This is a genomic window from Corynebacterium kutscheri (assembly GCF_000980835.1).
Classification (GTDB): Bacteria; Actinomycetota; Actinomycetes; order Mycobacteriales; family Mycobacteriaceae; genus Corynebacterium; species Corynebacterium kutscheri.
Genome location: NZ_CP011312.1, coordinates 2,119,844 through 2,137,245, shown reverse-complemented (window position 1 = coordinate 2,137,245; position 17,402 = coordinate 2,119,844). Strand labels below are relative to the sequence as shown.

The 17,402-nt window shown below is 46.9% G+C and carries 11 protein-coding genes; 6 read left to right on the top strand and 5 right to left on the bottom strand.

The annotated features are described in order from the left end of the window. Window positions 1–449: 449 nt before the first annotated feature. A complete protein-coding gene (locus UL82_RS09595; protein ID WP_052735955.1) occupies window positions 450–1,760 on the top strand; it encodes an alpha/beta hydrolase in 1,311 nt (436 codons plus the stop codon). A gap of 31 nt (window positions 1,761–1,791) precedes the next feature. On the opposite strand, the gene UL82_RS09590 is transcribed toward UL82_RS09595, so the two are convergent. Next, a complete protein-coding gene (locus UL82_RS09590) occupies window positions 1,792–5,169 on the bottom strand; it encodes an alpha-(1->3)-arabinofuranosyltransferase domain-containing protein (protein WP_158407836.1) in 3,378 nt (1,125 codons plus the stop codon). Between the two features lie 164 nt (window positions 5,170–5,333). After that, window positions 5,334–5,531: a DUF2613 domain-containing protein gene (locus UL82_RS09585; protein ID WP_046440680.1), complete on the bottom strand. Its 198-nt coding sequence runs from the start codon at window positions 5,529–5,531 to the stop codon at window positions 5,334–5,336. A 129-nt stretch (window positions 5,532–5,660) separates the two neighbouring features. On the opposite strand from UL82_RS09585, the gene UL82_RS09580 reads away from it, so the two are divergent. Together UL82_RS09580 and UL82_RS09575 are read left to right on the top strand one after the other, a co-directional pair. Further along, window positions 5,661–6,893, top strand: coding sequence for a glycoside hydrolase family 3 N-terminal domain-containing protein (locus tag UL82_RS09580; protein ID WP_083966471.1), 1,233 nt, complete (start codon window positions 5,661–5,663; stop codon window positions 6,891–6,893). A 110-nt stretch (window positions 6,894–7,003) separates the two neighbouring features. Further along, complete coding sequence (locus tag UL82_RS09575) at window positions 7,004–8,815, top strand: VanW family protein (protein WP_407921678.1); 1,812 nt, start codon at window positions 7,004–7,006, stop codon at window positions 8,813–8,815. 271 nt (window positions 8,816–9,086) lie between these two features. On the opposite strand, the gene UL82_RS09570 is transcribed toward UL82_RS09575, so the two are convergent. Then, a complete protein-coding gene (locus tag UL82_RS09570) occupies window positions 9,087–9,761 on the bottom strand; it encodes an arsenate-mycothiol transferase ArsC (protein ID WP_046440678.1) in 675 nt (224 codons plus the stop codon). 427 nt (window positions 9,762–10,188) lie between these two features. On the opposite strand from UL82_RS09570, the gene UL82_RS09565 reads away from it, so the two are divergent. Both UL82_RS09565 and UL82_RS09560 read left to right on the top strand, forming a co-directional pair. Further along, entirely contained in the window at window positions 10,189–12,171 is a 1,983-nt protein-coding gene (locus UL82_RS09565) for a bifunctional metallophosphatase/5'-nucleotidase (protein WP_046440676.1), read from the top strand. Window positions 12,172–12,446: 275 nt separating this feature from the next. Further along, window positions 12,447–13,679 carry a YibE/F family protein gene (locus UL82_RS09560; protein ID WP_046440675.1) on the top strand — a complete coding sequence of 411 codons (1,233 nt, stop codon included), beginning with the start codon at window positions 12,447–12,449 and terminating at the stop codon, window positions 13,677–13,679. 13 nt (window positions 13,680–13,692) lie between these two features. Here the strand turns inward: UL82_RS09560 and UL82_RS09555 are convergent, their stop codons facing one another. Both UL82_RS09555 and UL82_RS11105 read right to left on the bottom strand, forming a co-directional pair. Beyond that, window positions 13,693–14,046 (bottom strand): MmcQ/YjbR family DNA-binding protein, encoded by a 354-nt coding sequence (locus UL82_RS09555; RefSeq protein WP_046441505.1) that lies wholly within the window; start codon window positions 14,044–14,046, stop codon window positions 13,693–13,695. A 554-nt stretch (window positions 14,047–14,600) separates the two neighbouring features. Continuing rightward, complete coding sequence (locus UL82_RS11105; RefSeq protein ID WP_126363910.1) at window positions 14,601–17,084, bottom strand: DUF5979 domain-containing protein; 2,484 nt, start codon at window positions 17,082–17,084, stop codon at window positions 14,601–14,603. Here UL82_RS11105 and UL82_RS11200 point away from each other — a divergent pair. Then, window positions 17,076–17,297 (top strand): hypothetical protein, encoded by a 222-nt coding sequence (locus tag UL82_RS11200; RefSeq protein WP_148668914.1) that lies wholly within the window; start codon window positions 17,076–17,078, stop codon window positions 17,295–17,297. The two genes, UL82_RS11105 and UL82_RS11200, sit on opposite strands and share 9 nt — an antisense overlap. Window positions 17,298–17,402 lie beyond the last annotated feature (105 nt).

Here is a 17,402-nt window from a genome sequence, read left to right as displayed (position 1 = left end):
ATTAAGGTCGGGTTTTTTTCATTTTAAAACCACCAAAAATAGGGTAAAAATGCATTACTGATTGCGAATTACCTTCAGGTTCTCTGTGGCAAAGGGGGAGGTGTTTGCTGCATATTTTTATGCTGATCTATTTCATTCGGACACCAGTAGCTAATTTTTATGACCTGTTTCACATAGTATATTTGCTTTTGTAGGACACCTTTGCACGGTGGCTAATCGGTAACTAAACGGTAGTTAAGTTGAGCAAATAAGTTGTTTATTAGTATCTGGCCTACCATGGCAAACTGCCCCACCAGGGGGGATCTGGTTTTTAAGCACTGTGGGATAAGCGTTTGAATAATTAAAATTTTTAGAAGAGCAGCATCTATTCTTAGACTGAAAAAGTTATTTCCCGCCCCCTGGGAAGCCATTCCCCTGGGAAGTCCTCACACTAGGAAGTCATTTTGTCCATGCCTTGTTTTTTGCCTGGTTTTAGATCTCGTCGGATTATCGCTGTACTAAGTAGCTGTGTGCTCATTACGAGTTTGTCCCCGGTTGGCCAGGCTCATGTGCAGGCTCAAACTTTAGCTGCGCCGCCAGCTGCACCAGGTTCGATAGTGCCAGGTTCAGCAGCTTCAGATGCGTCTCTACTAGGCTCGGTCAATCCAGGTTCGCTTTCTAGTGATATCAGTGCGCTTATTCGTGATGGTGCTGAACAAGCTGTAGGCGCAGCCTCTAATCTTCCGGTTCTAGAATTAGATTCTCTACAAGCTAATCTTGACTTGCTGTACCGGTTAAATGCGGATCATTTATTACCAAAGAATCTTTTTGGTACCCGGGATCTAGATTTTCCTTTGCCAACAGATCCATCAATTAAGCAGGTGTCGATAGTTGCTAAAGAGGATGAACCGCAGTATCAGCGGATGCAGCGGTGGTCGATTGCGTCGCCTTCGATGCAAAGAAATGTTTCTGTGCAGGTAATGCTGCCACCGGATCCTTCTAAACCAGCACCGATTTTGTACATGCTCGATGGAATGTCCGCGCCAAAGATTTCTGGGTGGATCCGCTTGGGGCGCATCCAGGAATATTTTGCGGATAAGAATGTCATTGTGGTGATGCCTACGCAAGCTGGTGGTTCTTTGTACACTAACTGGCAAAATGTCGATCCAGTACAAGGTGTTGCCCAGTGGGAAACCTTCCTGGGTCAGGAATTACCACAGGTAATGGAGTCCTCGGCGGCAGGTTTGCATACCAATGGAAAGCGGGCAATTGGTGGCTTATCGATGGGTGCAGGTGGTGCTGTGCGTACTTCTGCGTTGAATCCAGGGGTTTTTGATGCCACGTTTGGGCTTTCTGGTTGCTATACCACCCTTGATTCTATGAGTCGGAAGTTCACCGAGATTGCAGTGGAATGGACTGGTGCGGAACTAGATAATGTGTGGGGGCCATATGGTTCGCCTGAATGGCATCGGCATGATCTCAGTGTGGATCCGAGTGGATTGAAAAAAACGAAGTTGTATCTTTTTAATGCCACTGGTTCGGTGCGTCCACTAGATCTGGAGCGTTTTGCAGATAGCCGTGAGCTCTACGAAATCCCTGGCATGGTAGTAATGGAGCGCGCTACATTGAATTCCACTCGTCGCTTGGAAGCATCATTAAAACAGCATGGCATTACCGATAATGTCACCGTTGTGTATCAAGATGGCGGTATTCACGACTGGCCAATGTTTGCCGATGCGCTTCCTGGTGCGTGGGAAAACGTGCGCTCGGCGTTGTATTAAAACTCCGATAGTACCTTTGTCTAAGTCTTGCTTATCGACGCAATACCACTGCGGTTACTGCGCCCACACAAGCAAGACTTGCTAGGTAAATAGCATTATCGTAACCGCTGTGCGGCCAGGGGGCGCGCATAACCCAGAGTGCGGCTAAAGCCATAAGTACTCCGATAATCCAGGAAGCACGGAAGAAAGTCCAGCGTCTGACTGCCCAGGTGATAGCCATAATCGGTAGTGCTAACCAGCCAGTGCTCACCCCTAAACCAAGTGTAACTGTTAACCATGCCAGATATCCGCTATAAGACGTGGAAGTAGAAGCAGTAGTACTAGCCGCGTTATTAACACTGGGGCTACTCATTCGGCTGCGTTGACGGATGAGCAGCAGGCAGCTAAGCATTGTGCCGAGCCACAATATGCCACCAATAAATAAACCGAGCCGGTAGATATGATCGCCAGCGAAGCTCATACGAAACTCTCCGGAAATTCCCGCTGGAACAATAAAGCCTTGCACACCAGAATTAATAGTGGTGGCTTGAAGCTGCGTTTCGCCAATAAAACCACGCAACCCAGGGTTAACAGCGCGATTAGTAATGATCGTTTGTTTTTTATCTAAAGCAGTAACATAGCCAGTAAATGGCATGGTTTCTGCGCCACTGGCCGAGTAGTCATTTTCGGTAAGCGAAACCCAGCGGCTATCGGTACGCAATTCGTGTACGCCTGACGTAAGTGTCACTTGGTCACCACATCGGTAGGAGGTGCCGTCGATAAGCACTTCTTGTGAACACGCCGAGGTCTCGATGTTAACTCTCATCTCACGAGGCGCAGTAAAGCGGCGAATAATTGTGTCGGTAGTGCTATAAAGACGCTGGAAGAGAAACTGACGCACATCCGCAGAAGTATTGGCAACAGTAACTATCCGTGAAATGTCAGCGCCTTCGATGTGTGCTTCGGCAATGCCAACTCGATTATGGGTTCCTACAATAATGCGTACGCTCTTTCCTTGACCCGGTAACCGAATGCGTGTTTCTTCTCCGGCGGTGATATGGCGAGTAATCCGTGCGTCATCGACTTCAAAAGTGAATTCGGCATCGGATCCTTCGGTCAGCAGATTGAGATACCGCGCCTGATTATCTTGATGCGCCTGCTGCAGCTCAGCTTCGCTGGTACTGTCACTCATACTGCTTATATCTGTCCCCGCCGCATTTTCAATTGTTAGCGATAACCATTCACCTTGGCTACGGCCTAATTGGGGATACCAAGCAGTGGTCTTATCACCATCGACGCTGGCAGTTAGAGAATGTTCTGCCTGCGCACCACCAAAGTTGGTCGCATCGGCAGCCGAAGAACTCGCTTGTACCTGCCCAAAAGTAGAAACCACAGTTAATGGCCCGGCTGATTGATAGTCGAGCACCGGATTAAGCACATCTGCGCCCTCCGCAGGAGTAGCCAACGGAGCAGAAACAGAATCAATTGCACCGTAGTTACGCGCAGTAAGCATTGGGGTATCAGTAACAATCTGCGCATGTGCATCCACAAGCTGGTACATGCCCGGACCAAGTAAGCTAAGCACTTCGCCACCACCAGCTACCGGCACTGGGTCTTCTGCACTAATAAGCATCCCACGTTCGGTATCAAGTACTACCACGTCGAGTTGGCCAAATCGGTGAATTTCGCGATGAGGAAAATCCGCTTCCGGTAGTAGCGTATCGACGTCGGCCTTTGTATTTATTAGGTCATGGCGAACAATGACCACACCAATTCCTAGGCGTTCTAATTGTGCCTGGGTAGGATGTTTCGAAGTCATGCTTAAGCTGCGGATCATATCACCATCAACAAGTGGTATTGCATCACGAACTGCCCACGGTACTTCTAGAAGTGCCTGTGCTGGTTCGTCACGGGTGGTTCCCCATTCTTGCCGGGCAAAAGATGCCTGCGGCAGGATAAGTGTGCGTGTTTTTTGGGCATGGGTATTAATAAATTCAGCCGCTTCGACCCAATAATCAGGGATGCGTTCATATGCCCCAATTGGTAACAACCGTGTTGACCATGCGGGAGCACTCGCACCGATCATACATAGCGCAACCAGTAGTGTGCCAGCTAGACGCCTGCTAGTGATTCTATTTGTAGTAGCGTTTGCTTTGCTCACCGAGACTGTCTGAGCTATCCCCGCTATCTTGGTACTTTCTCTTCCTCGATTAGCAGCTACTTCTGATTGCGTAGAGAAAACTCCTAGCGAAGCAGGCAATGCAGCAATTCCAAGCATTAAGGGCATGCGAATGAGCAGATCAAATTTATGCACATTTCGTAGGGCAGCACCAGAACCATTGAGAAAATCCGTTGCTAAGTGCGCCCCACCGAGCACACTAAGGCCAACCCCAAAAAGGAATAACCAAAAATGATTGTGGGCACAGATAGAGCGCAAACCAATTAACCCTGCAGCAGCTACCATTAGTGTGAAAAACACAAAAATGGGTTGACTGACTAAAAGCGTTCCTGCCTGGCGTTCCCCATCAACAAAGGGTAACCAGCTTGTTGTACCCCGAAGAATTTCTGGCAGGCTAAGCCAGTGTGTTGTCACGCCTGCTGATTCAATATAATCAGTGAAATTAACCGAATAATGCCCCAAAACCAACAGTGGGACAATCCACCACATGCTTACTAATGCACAACCACATAACCAGCCAGCAAGCACCTTAAAGTGACGGCGGTACAACAAATACAATCCCGCTGGTACACACGCCGCCAGTGAGGCTGTGGCATTAACCGCTCCGAGCATTCCCACGGCACATACCGATAGTGCAATAGTGCGTATGGGAAGTTTAGTTAGTGGTTGTTTTTTTTGCTTTTCGACGTCTCCTACAGCGCTATTTTTCCCACGTGCAGGATCAGTAACACTCGGGCGGATAAAAGGCGCTAGTATCCAGGGGGCGACCATCATCGGCCAGGTTTCTGATGAAATAGCGGTCAAAGTGGTGAGCACACGTGGTGATAAAACATAGCCAAGTGCACCAAGCACTGCGCATGCTGTTACAAAACCATTACTGCTAGTTTTCACAGTGCTTAGGCCAGCACTGCTTAGGCCAGCACTCTTAAAAAGAATGCGCTGAATAAGTAGGTAAAAACCGGAGTATCCTACCCCAATAACTAGTGTCCACCACAGCCGTTGTGCTACCCAATCGGGAAGGCCATCGGTGAGTAGAAAAAATAGTCCCTGCGGAAAGAGATAACCATAAGCCTGGTTTTGTAGTTGGCCCATAGTAAAGGTATCAGTCCACGCCACGAGCGCGCCGCTAAGAAATTTAAGCGGATTAACCGCAAGATCAAGTTTGGTATCAGCAGCGGTGAGCCCCCACGGTTGACTAAAACAAAGAATAAGGGCGCATACCCAACCAAAAAGATGTGGTGCGAGCGGCATAATTTTTTTTAACCACATACTTTTTGATGCAGTTCGTAACACAGACAGTACAGACGACAGAGAGGACACAGTTGGCAGCACTTTTTGTGGCGCAGTAGCTATTTCAGTACCTATTTTCTGTGGTGTTTTTCGTGGCGTCATTATTGCCGCCTATCCCCGGTGGGTTAGTTCCGGGATCCGTATTCGGGATCGCCAAGGCGAGCCTCATCGGCATTGACTGCGCTGGAAGCGGGAACAGTGTTGTTATCAGAGAGTTGATTAACTCCTGCAACAGCAACGATTCCTAAAGCAATGCCTACTGCGGCGCTGGCCAGTGCCGGGCCAATGCTGCGCTTGGTTAAGGAATCGGATGTGTACGCCATGGGTATCAACAATAGCAGAGCTTAATAGCAGAGCTTGAACGCTGGCTTATGCCAATACAATCCGATAAGAGCCTTATCTAGCAGGTAGTATGTTGCATAATTAAAAAAGCTGATTAACTAGAAGAAGTTATGTTTTCTTCATTTTCTACCCTGGGCAAGGGTATTAGCACGGTTACTGGCACCGCTATAAGCATTGCTTTGTTCGTTGCGCTGTGTACAGCTTGCGCAGTAAATCCCGATTCAGATACGAAGACAGACAATAAAGCAGAACATAACTTAGCCAGCGAGGTCTTAGACAACACATCTGCTACCTCTACCAGTCCAACAGGTAGTTCCGCACCCACAGCACTTCCACAAGCAGCGCGTATTGCACCGATACTTCAACCAGTGGGGGATCTTCGATTAGCAGCGGCAAACTTGATGATGGTGGGTGTCCGCGATTATGACGATGCTTTGTGGGCATTGCAACAGGGTGTGGGCGGTATTTTTCTGTCATCAACAACTAACCCTGAGCTACTCACTACACCCGGAAGAGATATTGCGGCTTTGCGCGCTGCGATAGGGCGTGATTTTGATGTGAGCATTGATTTCGAGGGTGGCCGGGTACTGCGGTTTGCTGATATCTTGGGCTACTATCCCGCGCCGGGGCAGATGGCAGCCACTATGTCAGTAGAGCAGGTGCGTGCTTTAGCGCAGAACATGGGCTCATCTTTGGCTGCACGCGGTATCACGGTGGATTTTGCGCCAGTTGTTGATCTCGATGGTGCCGGCCTGGAAGTTGTAGGTGATCGTGCATTTTCCGCTGATCCATATCGTGCCGCCGATTATGCTGTGGCCTTTGCCCAGGGGCTTATCGACGCTAATGTGACCCCTGTTTTTAAGCATTTTCCCGGCCATGGGCGTGCTAGTGGTGACACCCATCTTGGTCAGGCGATAACCCCACCGTTAGCAGAATTACAACAACATGATCTGCTTGTTTACCACCGGCTTGCTGAGTTTAATAATGCGGCGGTCATGGTTGGTCATCTGGTGGTTCCAGATCTTGGTGAGCTACCTGCCAGTATTAACCCAGCAGTGTATAGTGTGCTGCGCAGTGGGCAAGTAACAGGCGGAGTGCCTTTTTCTGGGGTTGTTTATACTGATGATCTTTCCGGAATGAAGGCGATGTCTGATCGGATGAGTCTTCCGGAAGCGGTTTCTGCTTCCTTAATTGCTGGTGCGGATCGGGCATTATGGATTTCGACGGTAGGACTGAGCGAGGCTATCGACGCAGTTGTTCGTGATGTTGAATCGGGTGTGTATCCTTATCGGCAATTTGCGCAGTCAGTGCACCGGGTACGCGCAGCGACGGCAACCAGCTAGCTTAAGTGGTACTACCTAAGATCATCTATCTTCTGTTGAGACTTCGTTGCGCTGTGCAGTAGGTTAACCAGGCATTATGTTAGTGGCACTGGTCTAAGAAGAGGTAGAATGTGGCAAAAAGAATTGCTGCAATCGTTGGCTTATCCAGTACATTAGTTAGGGTGAGTGCTCAGTTAGAGAAGAATTCTTCTAAGAAGAACAACGTCGCCAAGTTTGCTGGTGGAGTGCTTCTTGGATTAACCGTGATTATTGGTGGCGCCTATGGGGCGGACTATTTTCTCAATAAGGATGCCGTGCCCCGCGGTGCTGCTGTCGGTGGTGTAGAAATCGGTGGACTTTCTCATGCTGAAGCAATTGATGTACTGAGTACTTCTCTTCATGATGTCACCTCTTATCCAGTGACGGTGGCAGCAGGTGAGTTACGTACCCAGATTGTTCCTGCTGATGCAGGTATCAGTATTGATTATGCGGCCACGGTTGCTGCCGCTGGTGAGCAACCCTTGAACCCTATTACTCGGATTACCAGCTTTTTTAGCCCCTATGAGGTAACTCCGGTAGTTGATACCCAACAACAGCAGTTTGCTGATGCAATTAATGAGGCTGAGGCTGCTTTGACTAGACAAAGCAGCGATGGTGGTATTCACCTTGGCGGTGGTGAAGTAGTTATTGATCCGCAGCCGGTTAATGGACAAACCATTTCTCGTAGTGAGTTAGAAAATACTTTTCTTAAACAATGGCTGAGTACGAGCAGTCCTGCCATGCGGACAAATTCGGCAGCTGAGGTTAACTCAGATGCGGCTGCCACCAAAGAGTTAAAGATTAATGCGTCGATTACCACGCCGGCTTTAGATGAAAAGGCATTGGATAAGGTAGCTAAAGGTGATGCTAAGCAGGCATTATCGGCTCCGATTACAGTTACTGGCCGTGATGGGGTGACCGGGGTTATTCCGGTTGATCGTATGGGGGAAGTGGTTACTTTTGTCCCTGAGGGCGATCACTTCCGCACGAATGTTGATCCGGATCGTGCGCAGGCTATTTTAAGTGAGACCCTAAGCAGTACTGAGGTAGCAAAGCGTAATGCTCAGATTTCTTTTGTCGGTGGTGGAAAATCAATTACTCCGCATGCTGATGGTGTGAAAATTGATTGGCCGGTTACGTTGGCTGATTTTTCTCACCGGGTTATTGGCAGTGGTGAGCGAACTTTTGATGCTGTCTATATTGATGAACCAGCAACTTTTACTACTGAGCAGGCACAAACTGCCACCTTCGATGAGGTGGTGGGAGAATTTACTACCTCTGGTTATTCGGCAGCATCCGGGATTAATATTGCCAAAGTTGCAGCTACAGTCAATGGGGCCATTGTTGCGCCAGGAGATACTTTCTCGCTCAACGGTTACACCGGACCACGTGGGGTAGCACAGGGATATGTGGAGTCTGGGGTCATTCTTAATGGCCGTTCTGATACTGCGGTTGGTGGCGGAATTTCTCAGTTTGCAACCACTTTGTACAATGCCGCTTATTTTGCCGGTATGGAAGATGTGGCACATACTGCGCACAGTTACTACATTTCGCGTTATCCAGCAGGCCGGGAAGCAACTGTGTATGAGGGCGCAATTGATTTGCAATTCCGTAATACCTCTCAGTATCCGGTGCGTATTGTTGCCTCGGCAGGTGGTGGTAGCGTCACAGTGCAGCTTTTGGGGGTTAAAACAGTTAATGTGGAGTCGATTAATGGTGGACGTTGGGCATATACTTCGCCACGTCCGATAACAGTCAGTGATGCAAATTGTACGCCATCGGGTGGTGCACAGGGCTTTACCACCAGTGATACCCGCATTATCCGCAACCTGTCGGGAGCAGAGATTAGCCGCGAAACCCAGACCACGGTGTATAACCCGCAGCCAATCGTGCGGTGTTCCTAATGAGTTAAGAAGTTTCAAACAGGCGTCGACAAGCACCATGCTTATCGACGCCTGTTTTTAATTCGGTTCAATGGAAAACACCCCTGCTTCTTTTTCCGTGAGGTAGAAGCAGGGGTGTTTACAAGTGTGAGGGTTAAAAAAATACTGAAGGAAATGAAAGTGCAACGAGGGTGGCGTCGATAAGACGCAGGTGTTCACTATGGGTGTGAACTTTTTCGGACAGACTGTGTGTCTGTACCAACTTTCATTTATTCAGATTTAACTATCTATGTTAGGCAGCCATGAACTCAGGAGCGCATTTTCCTGGCGTTGGGGTAATTCCCATGGAACCAAAAAGAGTGCGAATCTTTGTTTCAATGCTGTCTGCGACCATGCGGGCATGGTCAATATCGTCGTTAATCTCGTCGATTATCCAGTGGCGAGCGGCGATATCTTCGAGTTCCTCGAAGTTCAGGTTTCCCAGTATGACAACCTGATCGGCTTTATTAAAAGCATGTGGGTTGGCAGCCTTGGGGAAAAGGTTTTGTGTGTCGATTCCGCGTTCTTGTAGAACCTGCACAATGATTGGGCTAACCTCAGCGGCGGGAACCATACCGACTGATTTCACAAAGACATTATTGCCACCTAGGTGACGCGCAATCGCAGAAGCAAGCTGAGATCGACCAGCATTGTCTTCAGAGATAAAGAGGATCCCTGGAATGCTGTCGTTAGGGCGCTTGCTGCTGGATTTTTTGCCACGTTGGTCGCTGAATGCGCCGTTTTTAGCGCAGTGCTTTGCGATGGTGCGCTGCATAAAAGCATGCAATGCTTCGGTTGATTCGCCATCGTTGGTTAGCGTGGCACTGTGGAAAGGATCTTCCGCAGTGTTTTCTACTAGATTTGTCGCAAAAAGTTGCCCCCAACGGTTGGAGAGCTTCTTGGTGTTAAAACCAAATGTCATAGTCATAATGCGTGCGCCCCTTTCCGTATAGAGCAGTAGTAACAAGAAGACCGGGACCTACTGCGAGAGTCAAAGATGGTCATCTTAATTTATTAGCGATGATTAAACCTTACACAGGTCTAAACCATTGGTGCAAACCAATTATTGCTTTACTTCTATGATTAATTTCATGAAAATGGTCATTTTTGCAGCTCAACGCGGGTGAGTGGGCTTAAAAATTAGTGAAATTATTGGGCAAAATCTCACTAGTATCTACTGTGTGATGTGAATTTTTTCTTAGTTCAAAGATGTTGTAAACCCTAAAAAACCTTATTTTCTCCGTGTAAAAACATTACTCTGAGAAAAGTATGATGCAGCATGCTTTTGCCGCACGCCGCACTATATTTTGTTGCCTTTTATTGTCGTTATTGTCGATTATTCATTAAGGAAGACTATGTCCAGAAGTTTGATCGCCTTTGTTGCCAGTGTTGCTCTGGCGACAAGCATGACCCCTGCTTTGTCTGCACAGGAAGCAAAGCGGACAGCGGAAAGAAAATTCAACATCACCAATATCACCGATTTTCACGGTCACATTGAAGCCAATGATAAAGATCCTGGCGCAATAGCTTTGAAATGTGCTCTTGATAAGGCTGCTGACGGTTTACCTACCATTATTACTTCCTCGGGAGATAATGTTGGTGGTACGCCATTTTTCTCTGCGGTACTAAACGATAAACCAACTATCGACATTTTTAATGCCATGGGAGTACGCGTTTCTGCGCTAGGTAATCATGAATTTGATAAGGGCGCGGATGATGTTAAAACCCGTATTATCCCAGAGTCGAATTTTGTTACCTTGGGTGCAAATGTTACTGGTCTTGGAGATGGTCTGAAGGATTATTACATCGAAGATTTCAGTGGGGTAAAAGTGGCCTTTATTGGCACGGTTACCGATACCACTGATGATCTGGTTGCTGGTGATGCGGTAAAGGGAATCACTTTTACTAACCCTATTATCCGTACCAATGAGCTTGCCGACGAGCTGAAAAAATCCAATAAGGCAGATGTTATTGTCAGTTTGATCCATGAAGGATTAACCGGTGTTGAAACCTGGAGTGAAAACGTCGATATTGTTTTTGCGGGGCATACTCATCAAGTAATTCAGGCGCAACCAGGTAAGCAACCTCTGATTATGCAGGCCGGTGAGTATGGTCGCGCGCTCGCTGATGTTAACCTGACCTTTGATGCAGCGACTAAGAAGCTGACTATTGATGAGGCACAGGTTATTGAAGCGGAGGAAATTAAGAAGTGCACCACTCCTAATGCTGCTATTCAAAAAATCATTGATGAAGCTCGCCCGCAAGTGGAAGCAAAAGGTAATGAGGTAGTTTCCCATTCTCAAGTGTCCTTCTACCGGGGTAAGAACGAGGGTGGTGATTCTGGTACCAACCGTGGCGTGGAATCACAGCTTAACAACCTCTTAGCCGATGCGGCGAAGTGGGCAATCACTCAAAACACAGGTGCGAAAGCAAATATTGGTGTGATGAACGCTGGTGGTGTGCGTGCCGATTTAGAAAAAGGCGATATTACCTATGCGAAGGCATTTGCGGTGCAGCCGTTTGGTAATGACATCACCTACACCAAGCTTAGTGGCGCAAAATTTAAAGAAGCCCTTGAACAGCAGTGGAAAGGCGATGCCGAATCGCGTCCAGTGCTGAGCCTGGGGGTATCAGATAATGTCAGCTACACCTATGATCCTGCTCGTAGCCAGGGTGATCGGATTACCTCGGTTACTATCGACGGCGAACCTTTGGATATGAATAAAGAATATGTTGTTGCCGGTGCTACTTTCCTTCTTGGTGGAGGTGATTCTTTTACTGCGCTTTCTCAAGGAACCCCGTTAGCTCAGACTGGTTATGTTGATGTGCAGGCTTTTATTGACTACCTCAAAGAACATAAGAACCTTCAAGGTCGTGCTGGTCAGTCTAATATTGCGATTACCCCTCGGGGAAGCTGGAAAGCTGGCGAAAAGATTACCCTTGATCTTGCTTCATTGAAGTACACTCAAGGCGATGACTCTTCGATGGTTACGGTGAGCTTGGGTGAGGCAAAGGTGGAAGCACCGATTAATCCTACTTTGGGTGCTCCTGGTTATGGTGAGGCTGGAACCGCAACGGTTGAGTTGGCTATTCCGGCTGGTTTAACTGGTCAACAACAACTAGTAGTGACTACTGATGGTGGTACTCATATTTCCTTACCAGTAACTATCGACGGTTCCACTGATCCGCAAAACCCGAAGCTACCAGGTAGCTCAACTGGTTCCGTTATTATTGGTACGCTAGCAGTAATTGGTGGCTTGCTTGCGGTTATTGCTGGCCCGCTTCGTCAACAGCTTGTTGATCTACTGGCGCGGTTTAACATTCGCTTGCCATTTTAAAAATGTTTGTGAGTTTTCTAGTAAATATTTTTTGCTATGAAATTACATACAAAGTACCCCGAGCCTTGTGTGTAAGAAGCTAAGGTAAGAAAAGAAACGTTTCACCACCTGCACTAGCCTGCTAAAAACCAACTGGTGCTACGCAATGAGATAAGTTAACCCGGCTAGGTCAGCTCGCCAGGTTTATCAAGCTCGATACTGTGTGCGGTGGTGAAACTTTTTGGTCTTTATTTTTTGCTCGTTAGCAAGAGCAATACAAACCAGAGAGGCATTTCATGGGACGTCACGCTACAGCAGCTCCTTCATCTGCGTGGAATTTGTGGCGTCGATTATTGGCTGGGTTTTTAGCCCTGGCAGCCATGCTGACTATCGCCGGTATTGCCATGTTGTGGCCACATAAAGACGTGGTTAATATTGCTGAGGATTTTGTCACGACCTCCTCGCTCAATCAGGTGCAAGTGGGCGGCAAAGTAGTAGCACTTGTCGACGGCGCGTGTGCTAATGATGCCGTGGGTAAAGTATTCCGCGATAGCCCCATGTATACACCAGCAACTGGTGAGCATAGTTGCCAATTGGCTACAGTGGAGATAACCACTGGAAAAGACGCTGGTCAGCGTACTTTATTATCAAGTACTGGGCAACCTGGTGAACCGGTTTTTGCCATGGATGAAAAACTGCGCCTAGGGGTGTTAGAGAACTCAGATGGTAGTAGCACCTATACTTTTGCCGATTATGATCGTGGGCTTTCGCTAACCGTATGGGGCATTGTTATTGCCCTAGGCATTATTGTTTTTGCTGCTTGGCGTGGAGTACGTGCCATTATCGGCTTAGTCATTACTTTAGGTTTTATCGCCGCATTCTTATTGCCTGCGCTATTAACCGGTGGACACGCAGTATTGTTGGCAGTAGTAACCGGTTCGGCAATCCTTTTCGTGGTGGTTTTTATTGTCCACGGTTTTAATTGGAAGTCGGCATCTGCTCTTGCCGGTACGTTGGTTGCACTTGTTATCGCAGCTATTTTGACTAGTGTTGCTATTTCTTCAACCAGTTTGCGTGGCTTAGGCGAGGAAGCAAACCTAAAAATCTTGCTGTATTTACCTGAGGTAAGTATTTCGGGTTTGTTATTGTGTGGGTTCATTATTGGTTGTCTAGGTGTGCTCAATGACGTCACCATCTCGCAGGCATCGACGATTAAAGAACTCTATGAGCTTGATCCTCAAGCAACACCACTGCGGTTGTTTATTGGTGCAATGAAGGTTGGCCGCGATCATATTTCGTCGATGGTGTACACCTTGGCCTTAACTTATACCGGTGCTTTTTTGCCCACGTTATTGCTGGTTTCCGTAGCACAACGTTCGGTACTACAGACTTTAACTAGCGACGTTATGGCTACCGAGTTACTACGTTCTGGCATTGGTGCGCTCGCATTGACCTTGGCAGTGCCAATTTCTACTTTGGTTGCCGCAGTCACCGTACCGGATGCGACGCAGGCAAAAACTCCCGCGTGAGTATTACATGCGCTTAGCTATGTGCCACAGCATCGTAGCTATCTACCAAGAGTTCTTCTATGTCTACTGGTTCACACATATCAATGCGGGTACTTATCCAGTGAGTTTTGTTTATATGATAAGCCGGCGCATGCGCGGGGTGGGTAAGCAGCATGGCGATACGATCAGGATCGTTTTTGGTGATAAGAACATCGACAAGTTCTGTGGTTGTGCCACCGATCTTGTTGTCTTCGATACGCAGAAGTAACGCAAACCATTTACCACCAGGTACGCGAAATACAAAGTGCTCTGGATAAGTGGAAAATGGTGCGTCTTGAGGCGCCCCAAAACGGTGATGGATAAGTGTGATAACTTCTGAGCGGTTCACATTTTCAGGATAAAGCACTAGTGCAGGGTTAGCGCTGTACTAGCATCAGTACCACGATTGTGTGACATGTATATTGAAATACCTAGTGAATGTTTTCCAAACAGTGTCTGCAGATTTCAGAGGATTATCTCTTTTCATACGTCTTTTTGTGCTTATCGACGAACCTTACTAACTAGCTTGATTTGGCTGCTCTGGAAGCTTTAAAAGGCATTATTTTCGTGGCTAGACACTCTTATTACTAGTACTCACGATCAGTGGTTAATAAACCGGTGGCGGTAACAAGGTAATTCACTATTGCTCACCATGAGGTAACTTTGGCAGCAAGAATGTAGTGAGTGGGTGGTAGCTGTTAAAAAAGTAATCAGCACTTTTGGTTTTCACATAGGTGAGGATTGTTTAGTGACTGACTGGTTCATGCTAGTTGAAGCTCATTGTCGCAATATTAAATGGTGTATCTAAAAAGATGAAGCCCTCTTCACTTTTGTTTATAACAAGTGAAGAGGGCTTCAAAAAGATTCGTAGCTAGCTTATGCTACGTGGGTATTAACTAAGAATTAGTCCTTCTTATTTGCGCGACCACGGTAAGTAATGAACCCACCGACTACAGCAAGAAGAACCGCTACAAGTACTAACCAGATGACAGAAGCACCAGTATTAGCTAACCCTTTACCCTTATTCGTTTGGCTAGGGGCAGCAGCAGTGGTGTTCTTGCCACTGTTTTGCTGTGGCTGGGCAGTATTGTTGCCACCGTGGTGTGGTGCGGTGGTCACGCCTGGGGCAGGGCTATTGTTTCCACCATTCGGAGCAGGCACCGGTGCTGGTGCCGGTGCTGGTGCCGGTGCTGGTGCTGGTGGGAATGGTGCCGGAGGAACCGGAATAGGAATCGGGATTGGAATAATCGGCGGGAACTTAGATGTTGTGGTTGGAACAATCGGCTCAGTAGATGAGGTCGTTGTGGTTGGCTTTGATGACGAGGTGCTAGAAGCAGACGTTGTAGGCTTTACCGACGAAGACGTAGACGTTGTTGGTGTCACACTTGACGTTGCCGAGGTTGTTGGTGCTGGACGTGTTGTCGACGAAGACGTAGTAGTTGTTGTTGGCGCAGCAGAAGACGAAGTAGTCGTTGGTGCCGGCTTATCATCCTTGGTGTAGGTATTAACAGCCTTGACTACAAGTGGTTTTTCGCTTTCCTTATCACGTGGGCTAATAACAACTGCACCGTTTTCGGCTGCTTTTTCCTCATCATTAGTAAACCATTGAAGAGAATGGGTAAAGCCCTCAATATTTGAGTTCTTCTCTTTTACACGGCACTGGGAATCTAATGGAAGATCAGGAACTGTAAAAGTTTCCCCGTCTTTAAGCAAAGTACTACCACCAGCAACTAACTTGTTATCACTGCTATAGCACTGCCAGCTGAAATCAAACTTCTCTTCGGTCTTTGTGCCTTTAACTTCCTTCTTTAAAATGAACTCACCAATCGCAGACTTAGCAGTATATTCATTTTGAGCAATGAAATTAAACTTCTCATTTTGCTTCAAAGTGAATTGCACCTGAGATTCACCGATAAGTTTCAGGTTCTCAGGGTTACCGAGATAGTGAGCAGCAAACTGATGCGCAAAACCAGGAACCTGTGCACTGTTTTTATCCTCAGTCACAGTACACTCAGTGTTGAGCGGGAAATTCTCACTATTGAAACGACCATTAGCTTCCAGATCGAAGGTTCCATTGTGCTTTTTCTTATCTGGTGTGGTGCATTCCCACGTGAAGGTGAATTTCTTGTTTTCTTGCTTTAGTTTCTCAACGAGTTTTTGGGTTGCCAGATAGTCTTGGTTACCTTTGTCATCTTTAACTAAAACTGGTTTAAAGACCATAAAACTTGGCTGTGCAACCTTGCTATAAAAGTTCGTTGCGGTAAGAGTAAGTTCTTTTGCATCTTTTTTACGCGGAGTGACCGTGAAATCAGAACCATCTGGGCTTTTCTCGCCATTGGTTGACCAGGTTAATTCATGACTATAACCTTCAATAGTCGGATCCTTTTCGGACACCGTGCAGGAAGATTCCAGAGGTAGGTTTTCTACTACGACTTTCTTACCGGCTTGCAGCTTTTTAACGCCTTCGGTGACTTCCCCATTGTTGTCGACGCATTTCCAGGTGAACTCAAATTCTTTTTGGGTATCAACACCTTCAACCTTCTTTTCTAAGGTGAACTGACCTAGTTCTTCTTCAGGAGCGAGAGTGTACTCATTTTGAGCAATGAACTTAAATTCATCCTCGGATTTAAGAGTGAACTCTACCGTGTATAGGCCAGTCTGTTTGATGTTGCTGGTGTTACCCAAAGCATATACAACCAGGTCATTATGGAACCCCTTAATATATGCTGATTCAACATCCTCGGTGACAGTACACTTTGAACCCACAGGAATATCATTAGTTGTTCGCTGGGTATTATTTGGAATTTCAAGAGTACCGGTGTGCTTTGTGTTATCTGGATCAATGCATTCCCAATTGAAATTAAATTCTTTATCCGCCGATATCAGCACGTTCGGGGAATTTCCAGCCTCATCTTTTTTGATAACGGCGCGTTTGTACACCGTGAAACTTGCCAGGCCTTCAGATTCCGCGGGCACTGGGAGGTTTTCGTCATGTTGTGCAGGCGCAGGCTCAACCAAGTCCTGCCCAACAACAGGAATGTCTTCCCCAGCGTTTTCTTCTATGCCTAGAGCACCTTTCACAGCAGTGATAACCTGCTCAAGCAAAGAAGACTCTTCTACCGGAGTCTCTTCCACCTGGTGAGATACTACTTGTGCATCCTGTGGTGTTTGCCCACCTAGGTTATCAACACCATCACTACCGGTAGCATCAACGGTAGAAACCTGTGCATCAACAACAGGGGCGGCTTCTTGCGCAGTCGCAGTCAACAACACACGAGTCGAAAACGGAACAAGAGCAGCAACAAGAAAAACAACCGATAGCACAACAAGCCACGGGTTTTTCAACACACCTCTACCTACTCGAAATTCTCTATGAGAATGATTCATATTGTTTTTTCCATCTCTTTTTATCTTCCTAAAGAACAAAAAGACACCACACCCCTCATTCTTTTAGAAAACAAGCATGCAAAAAACAAACATGAGGCAGATAAAAGTGAGGGGAAAAACAAAAAACCTAGTTCATTAAGGAAAGAACTAAGCTTTTTGTGTCGATATCTTGCCACCACAATATTACTAAGAACAGGCTTACACAAAATTTAAATAACTATAAAACAAACAAAAAAACAAAAACCCTTACCCACACAAACAGAAAAACCCCTCTTTTTGTTTTTCTTTGAGAGTGTGCTTCTTCAAGAAAACAAAAAG